The sequence below is a fragment of the Pusillimonas sp. genome (assembly GCF_035515275.1).
In the GTDB taxonomy this organism is placed as follows: domain Bacteria; phylum Pseudomonadota; class Gammaproteobacteria; order Burkholderiales; family Burkholderiaceae_B; genus Pusillimonas.
In genome coordinates this window covers 1-11,168 of sequence record NZ_DATJBQ010000018.1, presented here as the reverse complement: position 1 = coordinate 11,168, position 11,168 = coordinate 1, and the positions used below count along the sequence as shown (strand labels likewise).

Annotated in this window: 11 protein-coding genes and 2 pseudogenes; 7 read left to right on the top strand and 6 right to left on the bottom strand. The window is 59.0% G+C overall.

The window, feature by feature from the left end:
* Both VL003_RS01110 and VL003_RS01105 read right to left on the bottom strand, forming a co-directional pair.
* A pseudogene (locus VL003_RS01110) lies at positions 1 to 827 on the bottom strand (hypothetical protein); the annotation flags it as partial.
* Entirely contained in the window at positions 827 to 1,750 is a 924-nt protein-coding gene (locus tag VL003_RS01105; protein WP_325438717.1) for a TrbG/VirB9 family P-type conjugative transfer protein, read from the bottom strand. The pseudogene VL003_RS01110 and the gene VL003_RS01105, both read right to left, overlap by 1 nt.
* Before the next feature lie 192 nt (positions 1,751 to 1,942).
* On the opposite strand from VL003_RS01105, the gene VL003_RS01100 reads away from it, so the two are divergent.
* The 6 genes from VL003_RS01100 to VL003_RS01075 all read left to right on the top strand — a co-directional run bounded on the left by VL003_RS01100 (position 1,943) and on the right by VL003_RS01075 (position 5,817).
* Positions 1,943 to 2,239: a hypothetical protein gene (locus VL003_RS01100; RefSeq protein WP_325438715.1), complete on the top strand. Its 297-nt coding sequence runs from the start codon at positions 1,943 to 1,945 to the stop codon at positions 2,237 to 2,239.
* On the top strand, positions 2,236 to 2,517 hold the full coding sequence (locus VL003_RS01095; protein ID WP_325438713.1) for a hypothetical protein: 282 nt from the start codon (positions 2,236 to 2,238) through the stop codon (positions 2,515 to 2,517). Before VL003_RS01100 ends, VL003_RS01095 begins: the two co-directional genes overlap by 4 nt.
* A gap of 140 nt (positions 2,518 to 2,657) precedes the next feature.
* Complete coding sequence (locus VL003_RS01090; protein WP_325438711.1) at positions 2,658 to 2,861, top strand: hypothetical protein; 204 nt, start codon at positions 2,658 to 2,660, stop codon at positions 2,859 to 2,861.
* Positions 2,862 to 3,079: 218 nt separating this feature from the next.
* Positions 3,080 to 3,553: a hypothetical protein gene (locus tag VL003_RS01085; RefSeq protein WP_325438709.1), complete on the top strand. Its 474-nt coding sequence runs from the start codon at positions 3,080 to 3,082 to the stop codon at positions 3,551 to 3,553.
* A 16-nt stretch (positions 3,554 to 3,569) separates the two neighbouring features.
* Positions 3,570 to 3,932, top strand: a complete 363-nt coding sequence (locus VL003_RS01080; RefSeq protein ID WP_325438708.1) for a hypothetical protein — start codon at positions 3,570 to 3,572, stop codon at positions 3,930 to 3,932.
* Positions 3,933 to 4,125: 193 nt separating this feature from the next.
* Positions 4,126 to 5,817: a SulP family inorganic anion transporter gene (locus VL003_RS01075; protein ID WP_325438706.1), complete on the top strand. Its 1,692-nt coding sequence runs from the start codon at positions 4,126 to 4,128 to the stop codon at positions 5,815 to 5,817.
* On the opposite strand, the gene purB is transcribed toward VL003_RS01075, so the two are convergent.
* Positions 5,814 to 7,190 (bottom strand): adenylosuccinate lyase, encoded by a 1,377-nt coding sequence (gene purB / locus VL003_RS01070; protein WP_325438704.1) that lies wholly within the window; start codon positions 7,188 to 7,190, stop codon positions 5,814 to 5,816. The genes VL003_RS01075 and purB overlap by 4 nt on opposite strands.
* Positions 7,191 to 7,362: 172 nt before the next feature.
* On the opposite strand from purB, the gene VL003_RS01065 reads away from it, so the two are divergent.
* Positions 7,363 to 8,010 (top strand): glutathione S-transferase N-terminal domain-containing protein, encoded by a 648-nt coding sequence (locus VL003_RS01065; RefSeq protein ID WP_325438702.1) that lies wholly within the window; start codon positions 7,363 to 7,365, stop codon positions 8,008 to 8,010.
* A gap of 95 nt (positions 8,011 to 8,105) precedes the next feature.
* Here the strand turns inward: VL003_RS01065 and mnmA are convergent, their stop codons facing one another.
* The 3 genes and pseudogenes from mnmA to VL003_RS01050 all read right to left on the bottom strand — a co-directional run.
* Complete coding sequence (gene mnmA, locus VL003_RS01060; RefSeq protein ID WP_325438700.1) at positions 8,106 to 9,221, bottom strand: tRNA 2-thiouridine(34) synthase MnmA; 1,116 nt, start codon at positions 9,219 to 9,221, stop codon at positions 8,106 to 8,108.
* A 26-nt stretch (positions 9,222 to 9,247) separates the two neighbouring features.
* Entirely contained in the window at positions 9,248 to 10,675 is a 1,428-nt protein-coding gene (locus tag VL003_RS01055) for an FAD-binding oxidoreductase (RefSeq protein WP_325438698.1), read from the bottom strand.
* Positions 10,676 to 10,746: 71 nt separating this feature from the next.
* Positions 10,747 to 11,168, bottom strand: a pseudogene (locus VL003_RS01050) (3-deoxy-7-phosphoheptulonate synthase); the annotation flags it as partial.

The following is an 11,168-nucleotide window of genomic DNA, read 5'->3' as shown; positions in this document are numbered from 1 at the left end:
TCAAGATACTTGGCAATATGCTGCAGTACCTCGGGCGTATCTGTGACAACAACCGTCGAGCTTGCGCCGGGCTCGGCCACCACTATGCCCGCCTGAGACAAAAAGGGCTCGATGCGGCGACGCACGACCTCCATCAGCGATTCTTTGCCGCCACTGAGCCTGGTTTTGGATGCACTTGAAAACCCTTGTCCCGCAGCGTCAGAGCCCGAACCAAGGGCCGCCTCGGCATCTGCGTTCAAGGTTAATGCACGCACATTGAAAATCCGGGTTTCGCTGCGGTAGAACTCAATGCGCTGATCGTTGTAGCGCCAGCGAACGCCCAGCGTGGCCGAGATTCGGTCGAGCAGGCCGCTTAAGGGGCCGGCCTCGCCGTCCAGGTGCATGGCAATCGGCGCGCCCGCGGCCTGCGATGTCAAGCCCGTGCCTGCAGCCAGGCGCGGCGCAAAGCGCTCTTGGGGCAAGAGCGCATCGGGTCGCACATAGACCGGTATGCCCGTTGCCAGGGTAATGCGCTGCGCAATGGCGGGAAGCTCAAGCGCCGCCCCCGGAAACACCAAGGTGGTACGTACATTGGCCCGCAACGCAGGCGGCAAGGTGACTTCGCGAGCCAGAGGTTGCGCCCGCCCGGCGAGCCAGGGCCGGTCGACATGCTGCGCCGCACGACGCACCTGCGTGTTGGAAACCGCATCGGCAAAGGCACGACGCTCGTCGGCCACCTGCGCATGAGCCGCTTCTGAGGACAAGGCAATTTCTAGCAGCTTTTGCTGAAGCGCACATCCCGGCAACAACAACACAGCCAGACAAGCGGCGGGCAGACGCAATGTCATCAGACCCGCTCCCGAGGCATGCTTCGATCACAGCTTTGTGCATACGGTACAACCCGCAGCACTTTGTTGGCATAAAAGCAAGGTTGCAAAGGTCTGTCAGAGAGCTCGGTCGACGCAAGCAGTTGCTGCACGGCCTGGTCAAACTCAAGCTCGAAGGCAGCGGTGCCGGCGATCGGGATATCGACGTCCACCGCCCAATGTTCCGGTTCAAAGGTCCAGCCCGATGTGGCCGCCCAGCGCGACAGTGCCAAGCGGATGTTTCCGTCTTGCGGCGAAACACGATACGTGAACGAGGGCCATGAAACCTGAGCAACCGGCCAGGCCTCGGGCACGGAAAGCGTCGTGTGCGTCGATTCAGCGCCTGCTGTCGGGACGCTGGTCGCTCCAACACCGGCAGTTTCAAGACGAGCAGCACCAACATCAACCGTACCAACATCGACCGTACCAACATCAGCAATACCGACATCAGCAGATCCAGAAGCTGCCGTTTCAGCGTCGACACTTTCAACGTCGACACCGCTCATTTCGCGGCGGCGCGGCGCCGGGCCCGCACCTTCAATGCGTTCCACACGACTTTGCAAACCAGCCGCGCGCAACACCAAAACGGGCCAGACGCCATCGAGCACCACATACTCGCCGTGGCGGCGGTAACTAAGCAACTGGTCTCCTTGCGCAGTGCGGGCGAAGATGGCGGGTATGGGGTGCCGGGCATCAAACTGCAGCCAGGTGCTGCGCCCGTCGTCAAAAACCTGTTGTGGCCCCGCCGCGCGGTTGCCCGACAGCCGCCACGAGAAACTGTAGCTAACCCCGCTGACCGGCCCGTGGGCCTTGAATGGATCAAACACCGACCAGTCGGGCAAGCTCGTGCATGCCGTGCACAGTACCGTGCCGACCACCACACCCGCCCGTTTCGCGAAACGCATTGCCATCGGAGCACCTGCCTCATCACGTCAAGGAGCCCATGCTGAACGGTGCACCCGACGGGCACCAGACCGGGATATACGGATGGAAGCATTCATCGCGTTACCCAGCCGCACTTTATATTCATAAAAGACATTTAGTTTCAATGCACTACATGCTTCTTGCAGAAACAACATGAAGCCTGGTCGCGATGAATGAGGCGGGATGAAAACGCGCAGCTGATTTCCTCCTGCCCGGCTCGCCAAGCCACCTACATTGGGCTGGATAAAACATTCAATTTGTCACAACCCGCTGCGAGCTTGTTTGGTACGCTTGATGCGCAGACCAGCGCGTCTGCCCGCCTGAAACAGGCATTCGCCGCCAGCAAGCCTGACACGGCAAGCCGCCACCGCGGCACAACAATAATTACGCTGACGCTCCATTCATCACGTCGCCAAAAGCGCCGTCATGCCGAGCTGAAAACAGCACAACACTCAGGAGACCCGTCATGAACGAACTCATCGAGCAGTACTGGGCCCGTGCGCTGAAGATCACACGCCAGTACGAATCGGGCGATGTCAATTTCGCCGACCTTACCGGGCTGGGCGAAGAATTCGCCGCCTCTTTCATCGAACAATTGAACGAGCTACCCGAGCCTTTACGGGCAACATACTGCGCCGGCCTCGAAACCCGCCTTAGCACCGCTATTGCGCAAAACGGCCCCGACAGCCCTGCAAGCCAGGCTCTTGGCGAGCTGCGGGTTTCCATCAACCGCACCCCCATCTATTAAGCACGGCACGGCACGGCTCACCCTGCCGCTATGCAAACGCGGCAGGCTTCGCCTGCCACGCCCGAACAACAGGCCCGGCGCTTCGCCGGGCCTGTTGTTTGAACTTACTTGCCGCCGCGCTCTGCGACTAGAATACCGGCATGAAAATCGGTTTCTTGTTTCTGAGCATTCTGACCATGGCCGCCACCTGGTGGTGGGCCACCTACCGGCACCACCACACCCCCGGGCGACTTGGTTGGCGCGATAAACGTCGCATTGCGGTCAAAAGCCTATTGGCGGGCGTAGCCGTTTATTTTTTGTTGCTGCTTATCGCTGCGCTATATATGAGCTTGGGCTCGGCATAATTGGCTGCAGGCGTCGCCCCCTGGCACGCGATGATACTGACTTCAAACTTGGGTACAAATAGAATAGAATGTAATCGCGTTTACATTCCGTACTTGTCGCGCGGCATCTGGTAACACTCGTGTTCCGAGAGCACGCCGATGCTGCCCCGCATCCATAGGTATCAACTGTCATCCGCTACAGAAATACTATGCGCCGCCCTTGCCTTATACGACGTTCCGTGTTTTTGCTGCTCGGCCTGTTCGGAGCAATGCTGGGCGGGGCAGCCGCCGCCTCCTCAAACTGGCCCGAGACGCCCTCGCGACTGGTCTTTGACACCCCTTACGGCACCCTTCAGGTCAAGAACAACGAGTACCTCTACGAATCGCGGCTGCATTTCAATGACACCGATGTCGCCCCGGTAATTGAAGGCCTGCTCAACATACCCTACGCATTCAGCCTGCCTGCCGCCCAGGTTGCCCTGGTATCCATCAACTCCGGCAACACTGATTGCCCCGTTTCTTACCGGTGGGTGGTCCTGACCAAAAAAGGCTATACCATATCGCCGTCTTTCGGGTCATGTTCAGAACAAATCAAGGTCACGGTCAAAGGCCGCAGTTTCCTGGTGCAAACCCCCAGCACTCAAATGCCGGATAAAATAGACGTATACGCCTACGATGGCAAAACCGTCAGCAAGCGCACACAGCGCCAATAATTTTTCCGGTATCACTTTGACAAAACCCAATGAATCCTGGGGCTTCCTGCACCCCGAATGCCATGGTCAGAAGGCGCTACTTTTCTTTAGCTGGGATCTGGCCAGAACGATCGAGCAGCAGTTCAAGCTGCATGCCGAATCACCCATGTCGACCCAACTGTTCGAAGCTCAAAAGGCGGTCGACCGCCTGCTGAATCAGTACGTACAAATACAGGCCAACCCAAAAGCTTTCGAAGGTCAAAGCATTGTCCTCAAACTCGAACAAAACGCTTCCGACGCGAAAGGCATGCCGGTGTTGGCACTGCAAACCTCACCCGAACTCGAGGCACTGATTCTCGAGATGCAGTCGCAGTTACAGTCGTCGCAATCCATCAACTAGGCAGGTCTCGAGCCGGCAATGCAGCTCGCCACTCGTCCACATTCCATGGCTAACCGGGGCCGTGCCATACCCGGCCTTCCGACTGGGGTGCAGCATGACCGATCCCGTGACTGATCCGACCGATACAGACCCAAGCGCGGACGGAAAAGGTAGACCACGCAGAGACCTGCTTCGCTGGCTCCCGGGGCTGCGCATGTTAAATGCCTATCGTCTCGAGTGGTTGCGCAGCGACATCACGGCCGGACTAGCTTTGTCGGCTTTCCTGGTACCGGTCGGCATTGCTTACGCGGTGGCTGCCGGCCTGCCCGGTATTTACGGCCTGTACGCCACCATTGTGCCCCTCTGCGCCTATGCGGTGTTTGGCCCAAGCCGCGTATTGGTGCTCGGGCCCGACTCGGCATTGGCGGCGATTATTCTTTCTGTGGTGGTGCCGCTCTCTGCCGGCGACCCGGCGCGAGCCGTGGCTTTGGCAGGGGCGATGGCCGTCGTAACAGGAGCTACCTGCCTATTGGCTGGCGTCTTGCGGCTGGGTTTCGTTACCGAGTTACTTTCCAAGCCGATCCGATACGGCTATATGAACGGCATCGCCCTGACCGTGCTGATCAGCCAGTTGCCTAATCTTTTCGGCTTTTCAACCGAAGGCGAACACCCCTTGGTTCGAGCCTGGAGTTTTCTGCAGGGCGTGGTCCAGGGCCAAACCAATCCGTACGCTCTGGGCCTTGGAATTGCGGTGTTTATCGTGCTGCTTTTGCTGCGCGCACGAAAGCGTGTACCCGCAGTGCTGATCGCCGTAGTGCTGACCATACTCATCACCATGGGCTTCAATCTGGAAGCCCGGGGCGTGTCAATACTGGGCGGCCTGCCCCAAGGCCTGCCGGCACCGGTCTGGCCGGCCATTACCTATGCCGATCTTGGCCCGGTGATCATCGGCGGCGTCACAGCGGCCATTTTGGCATTTTCAGAAACCAGCGTGCTCTCGCGCAGCTACGCTGCCCGAATGGGTGACCACGTAGACCCCAATCAGGAAATACTCGGTTTGGGCGCAGCCAACCTGGCCACGGGGCTGTTTCAGGGTTTTCCGGTCAGCAGCAGCGCGTCGCGTACGCCTGTGGCCGAAGCCGCCGGGGCGAAGACTCAGCTCGCTTCTCTGGTCGGTGCACTGGTGGTCGCCCTAATGCTGGTGCTGACCCCGAATTTATTGCACAGCCTGCCAAGCAGCGCCCTGGCAGCCGTCGTCATTGCAGCAGTCATCAGCCTGTTTGAAATCAAAGACCTTGGGCGCATTTTTCGCATTCAGCAATGGGAGTTCTGGCTTTCGGTCAGCTGCGCAGCCGGTGTGCTGCTACTCGGAGCCATACCGGGCATTGGCCTGGCAATCATCATTGCAGTCATCGAGTTCTTGTGGGACGGCTGGCGCCCACACCACACAGTGCTCGGCCGGGTGGACGGCCTTAAGGGCTATCACGATCTGTCCCGCTATCCCGATGCGCGACGCGTGCCCGGTCTGGTGCTGTTCCGCTGGGACGCGCCCCTGTTCTTTGCCAATGCCGAGTTCTTTCAGCAGGCAGTTCTCGAGGCCGTCGATGCATCGCCAACACCGGTGCGCTGGCTGGTCGTGGCCGCCGAACCGGTAACAAGCGTTGATGTAACGGCCGGCGACATGCTCAAGGAACTGGACGAAAGGTTGAAGCAGCAAGGCATAAAATTTTGCTTTGCCGAAATGAAGGACCCCGTCAAAGACAAACTGAAGCGTTTCGGCCTGTATTCGTACTTTGGCGACGATTATTTCTTTCCAACGGTCGGCCGGGCGGTAAGCCAATATGTCGACACGTTTTCAGTGTCCTGGCAAGATTGGGAAGACAGCCCCGGCCTGCCGGCTTCTTAACGACTACGAGCCAGTTGCCCAGCCAGGCCTATGTAGTTGCGCGGCGTCATGTCCAGTAAACGTTGCTTGGCGTCTGCGGGCAGATCAAGCTGCTGAATGAATTCACGCAAGGCTTCTTCGGTAATGCCCTTGCCCCGCGTCAGGGCCTTAAGCTGCTCGTATGGCTGCGGCAGGCCATAGCGTCGCATGACGGTTTGCACAGGTTCGGCCAGAACCTCCCAGCAGGCGTCGATATCGGCATCGATGGCTCCGGCATTAAGCTCAAGCTTGCCCAGACCGCGCAAGCAGGAATCCCAGGCTACGGTGCAGTAGCCAAAGGCGACACCCAGATTACGCAGTACGGTGGAGTCGGTCAGGTCGCGTTGCCAGCGCGAAACCGGCAGCTTCTCGGCCAGGTGCCGCAACATGGCATTGGCCAGCCCGATATTGCCTTCGGAGTTTTCAAAGTCGATAGGGTTGACCTTGTGCGGCATGGTCGATGAGCCCACTTCGCCTTCTTTTAGCCGCTGCTTGAAGTAGCCCAGGGCAATATAGCCCCAGATGTCGCGATTGAAGTCCAGCAAGATGGTGTTTGCCCGGGCTACGGCATCAAACAGGGCGGCCATCCAGTCGTGCGGCTCAATCTGTATGGTGTGGGTGTTTTGCTTAAGCCCCAATTGCTGCAACACGGTCGCACTGAATGTCGGCCAGTCAATTTCGGGGTAAGCCGATAAATGGGCATTGTAATTGCCGGTTGCACCGTTAAGCTTGGCCAACGGCTGCACCGCACGAATTTCGGCCAGGGCAAGCGACAAGCGATGCGCCACATTGGCAAACTCTTTGCCCATAGTGGTGGGGCTGGCCGGCTGGCCGTGGGTACGTGCCAACAGAGGCTGGTCGGCGTACTGCACGGCCAGGGCGGCGATGGTGTCAGTCACCTGAGTCAGCATGGGCAGCAGCACCTGCTCGCGAGTGCGGCTCAGCATCAAGGCATGCGACGTGTTGTTGATGTCTTCAGATGTGCAAGCAAAGTGAATGAACTCGGCTGCCTTGGCCAGTTCCGGGTACTCGGCCACTTTTTCTTTCAGCCAGTACTCCACGGCCTTGACGTCATGATTGGTGGTGCGCTCGATAGCCTTGATGCGCTCGGCGTCAGCCTCGGAAAAGTTGGCCACCAGCCCCTGCAGTTGCTCGATGGCGTGCGTCGAAAATGCGGGCAACTCGGGCAGCCCGCCCCCGGCCAGGCCGATCAGCCATGCAACCTCGACCTCGACTCGATGCGCCATGAAGCCGGCTTCAGACAGCAGGCGCCGCAAAGAATCTGCACGTGAAGCATAACGCCCGTCAAGGGGCGACAAGGCATTTAAAGGGGTCAGGGTAGGGGCAATCTGCATGGCTTGAAAAACACCGCTCAAAAGACAAAACAGTACATTTTAACCATTGCGCAGAAAGTACGTTTCTATAAACCAACAACCTGTAACGCCCCGGTGCGGCAGACGCCTGCACGCTGATGGGTTCGGGCGCTTCCCTGCTATACTTTGCTCACCATAACTTATTCTGGCTGACATGAAACTTTTGGGTTCGCTGACCAGCCCTTACGTGCGCAAGGTACGCGTCGTAATGGCCGAGAAAAAGCTCGAATATGAGCTGGTTATCGAGGACGTATGGTCGGAAACAACCAAAATCCAACAGCATAATCCCCTGGGTAAAGTGCCCTGTCTGGTCATGGACGACGGCGGCAGTCTGTTCGACTCCCGCGTTATTGTCGAATACCTCGACACCCTTTCGCCCGTGGGCCGCCTGTTGCCACAAGCCGGCCGCGACCGTACTGCCACCAAGTGCTGGGAAGCCATCGCCGACGGCGTCATGGACGCCACCGTGGCTATTCAGGTCGAAAACACCCAGCGCCCCGAGCATCTGCGCAGCACCGACTGGATCCTGCGCCAGCAAGGCAAGATTACAGCCGCACTCGAGTTCATGGAACAAGGCCTTGAACCGCAAGCATTCTGCATGGGGGTCAACTTCAGCCTTGCAGACGTTGCGGTTGGCTGTGCCTTGGGCTATCTCGACCTTCGTTACAGCCAGCTTCCGTGGCGCAGCCAATACCCCAACTTGGCGCTACTTGCCGAAAAGCTTCACGAGCGGCCTTCGTTCGTGGCCAGCGCGCCACCGACCACCAACCCCCAACCACAAAATATCGCGGTCAACCCCTGATACCTCACGATCAGCACCGAAACACGCAAAAAAGCCGGGTATGAAACCCGGCTTTTTTTCGGTCGCGTTACACGCGCTACCCGGTACCAGGACACTTACACGATAATGCCGCCGCCCAGGCACACGTCGCCGTCATAGAGCACGGCAGACTGCCCCGGGGTCACAGCCCATTGTTCTTGCGAGAAGCTTAATGAAAAGCCTCCCTCGGATGTGGCCTCGACCAAACGACAGGCAGCATCGGGCTGACGATAACGTGTCTTGGCAGCATAGTCGCCCAAGTCGGGCGCTTGGCCGGAAACCCAGCTGGCGTCTTGCGCCTGCACCTGTTGCGAAAGCAGCCAGGGGTGGTCGTGGCCCTGTACCACATACAAGGTGTTGGCCTGAATGTCTTTACGTGCGGTGTACCAGGCGTCGGCCGTGCCGTCGTCCCGCTGGCGGCCCTTGACCCCGCCTATGCCCAGCCCCTTGCGTTGACCCAAGGTATAGAACGCCAGCCCCATGTGGCGCCCCACCACTCGGCCATCGGGCATTTTGATCGGCCCCTCTTGGGTGGGCAGGTAGCGATTCAGGAACTCGCGAAACGGCCTCTCGCCGATAAAGCAGATACCGGTCGAATCTTTTTTTGCAGCATTAGGCAGGCCCAGCTCGGCGGCGATGCGCCGCACTTCTGTTTTAGGCACCTCGCCCAAAGGGAACAAGGTGCGAGACAATTGGCTCTGGTTCAGGCGATGCAGGAAATAGCTTTGGTCCTTGCTTGTGTCCAGGCCCTTCAGCAGCTCAAAGCGGCTGCCCTGCCCGTCTCTTACCTCGCGCACGCGAGCATAATGACCGGTGGCAATGCGCTCAGCACCCAACTGCATCGCGTGGTCAAGAAAAGCCCTGAACTTGATTTCAGCATTACATAATATGTCGGGGTTGGGCGTTCGGCCGGCCGAGTATTCGCTCAGGAACTCGGCAAAGACACGTTCTTTGTACTCGTCGGCAAAATTAACTGCTTCGATGTCGACGCCGATCAGGTCGGCGACACTGGCTGCGTCGAGCCAGTCTTGACGGGTCGAGCAGTACTCAGAGTCGTCATCGTCCTCCCAGTTCTTCATGAACAGGCCCACCACTTCGTAGCCCTGTTGTTTTAAAAGCCAGGCACTGACCGACGAGTCGACGCCGCCGGACATGCCGACGACGACGCGTCCTTTGGTTGCTGAAGAAGTCATACAGTAATTTTAACGATCTGGGCGTGCTAAAGGCCGGTACCGGCAGGCGGAGGAATGGTTTTGCCGGGGTTCAGGATATTATTGGGGTCGAAGGCCTGCTTGACACTGCGCATCAAGGCCAAAGCCTCGTCACCGTGCTCAAGAGATAGAAACTCCATTTTATGCAGGCCCACACCATGCTCGCCGGTGCAGGTTCCCCCCATAGCAATGGCGCGCTCGACCAAACGGCGATTCAGCTGCTCGGACTCTTCCCATTCTGCCGGGTTGTCGGGGTCGATAAGCATCATGACATGAAAATTACCGTCGCCCACATGCCCTAAGATGGTATGCGGAAAACTGGCCGCTTCCAGGTCGGCGGCGGTTTCGCTGACACAGCGGGCCAGTTGCGAAATCGGTACGCACACGTCGGTGGTCGTGGCGCGGCAACCCGGTCGCAACTGCAGGCCGGCAAAGTAAGCATGGTGTCTGGCCACCCACAAGCGCGTTCGATCCTCGGGATGCTCGGCCCACTGGAAATCGGCGCCCCCATGACCGGCGGTAATTTCGCCAACGGTTCGAGCCTGCTCCTGAACGCCCGCAGGGCTGCCATGGAACTCAAAGAACAGTAACGGAGATTCGGCCAGATCAAGCTTGCTGTAGGCATTGGTCGCCCGCACTGCATCCGTGTCCATAAATTCGACCCGAGCTATCGGCACCCCCAATTGGATGATTTCGATAACGCTGTTGACCGCCGCTTCAAGGGTGGGGAAATTGCAGATCGCCACCGACGCAGCCTCGGGCTGCGGATACAGCCGCAGGGTCAGCTCGGCAATAATGCCCAAGGTGCCTTCGCTGCCGACAAACAACCCGGTCAGGTCATAGCCCGCCGACGATTTTCGTGCCCGGCTGCCGGTATGAATGATTCGGCCCTCGGCGGTAACCACCTTTAACGCCATGACGTTGTCGCGCATGGTTCCGTATCTGACCGCATTGGTGCCCGACGCCCGAGTTGAAGCCATGCCGCCCAGCGTAGCGTCCGCCCCCGGGTCGACCGGGAAAAAAAGCCCGGTATCGCGCAAGTACTCATTAAGCTGCTTGCGACGTACACCGGCCTGCACAGTGACGCATAGGTCTTCGGTGTCGACCGCCACAATGCGGTCCAGTCCCGAGAGATCAAGGCTGATGCCGCCTTGTACGGCCAATACCTGGCCTTCAAGCGACGACCCTGCCCCGAAAGGAATGAGCGGCACCTTGTACTGGTGACAATGCGCCGCAACCCAGGCAATGTCATCAATGCTGTGCGCATGAACGACGCCGTCAGGCAGCATGGGTGGATAAGGAGATTCATCGCGCCCATGATGCGCCCTGACGGCTTCTGCAGTAGAGAACGACGCCCCGAACCGCTGCTGAAGCGCTTCGAGAAAACCGGCTGGAATCGCGCGACGATTGGCCTGGCTTTGTAATGACGAGTTCAAGAGTGGCTCCGGTTGCTCGAGAAGCGATGGATTACAAAGCGCAGGCGGCAACGCCGCCTGCGCAGGTTCTGTCAGGCTGCGCTGGACTGGGCCGATACGACTCGCCGCTCACGCACTGCCGCCGACAGACGCTCGAGTACCTGTACGGAGGCGTCCCAGTCGATGCAGCCATCGGTGATGCTTTGCCCGTGCACCAGCGTCTTGCCGGGAACAAGATCTTGGCGACCGCCCACCAGATGGCTTTCGACCATGACGCCGCATATGCGCTGCTCGCCACCGCCAACCTGACCGCAGACGTCTTCGATGACCAGGGGCTGACGGGTGTAGTCTTTATTGCTGTTTGCGTGGCTGGCATCGACCATGATGCGAGGCTTAAGGCCGGCCTTGACCAGATCCCGACCCGCGGCGTCGACACTTGCTGCGTCATAGTTAGGCGCCTTGCCGCCGCGCAAGATGACATGACAGTCTTCGTTGCCGACGGTGGAGACGATGG

Bases quoted from the DNA above. Each gene is read 5' to 3' on its own strand.
- mnmA (WP_325438700.1), bottom strand. From the start codon at position 9,221: ATGACTTCTTCAGCAACCAAAGGACGCGTCGTCGTCGGCATGTCCGGC.
- VL003_RS01065 (WP_325438702.1), top strand. From the start codon at position 7,363: ATGAAACTTTTGGGTTCGCTGACCAGCCCTTACGTGCGCAAGGTACGC.
- VL003_RS01105 (WP_325438717.1), bottom strand. From the start codon at position 1,750: ATGCGTTTCGCGAAACGGGCGGGTGTGGTGGTCGGCACGGTACTGTGC.
- VL003_RS01090 (WP_325438711.1), top strand. From the start codon at position 2,658: ATGAAAATCGGTTTCTTGTTTCTGAGCATTCTGACCATGGCCGCCACC.
- VL003_RS01075 (WP_325438706.1), top strand. From the start codon at position 4,126: ATGTTAAATGCCTATCGTCTCGAGTGGTTGCGCAGCGACATCACGGCC.
- purB (WP_325438704.1), bottom strand. From the start codon at position 7,190: ATGCAGATTGCCCCTACCCTGACCCCTTTAAATGCCTTGTCGCCCCTT.
- VL003_RS01100 (WP_325438715.1), top strand. From the start codon at position 1,943: ATGAGGCGGGATGAAAACGCGCAGCTGATTTCCTCCTGCCCGGCTCGC.
- VL003_RS01095 (WP_325438713.1), top strand. From the start codon at position 2,236: ATGAACGAACTCATCGAGCAGTACTGGGCCCGTGCGCTGAAGATCACA.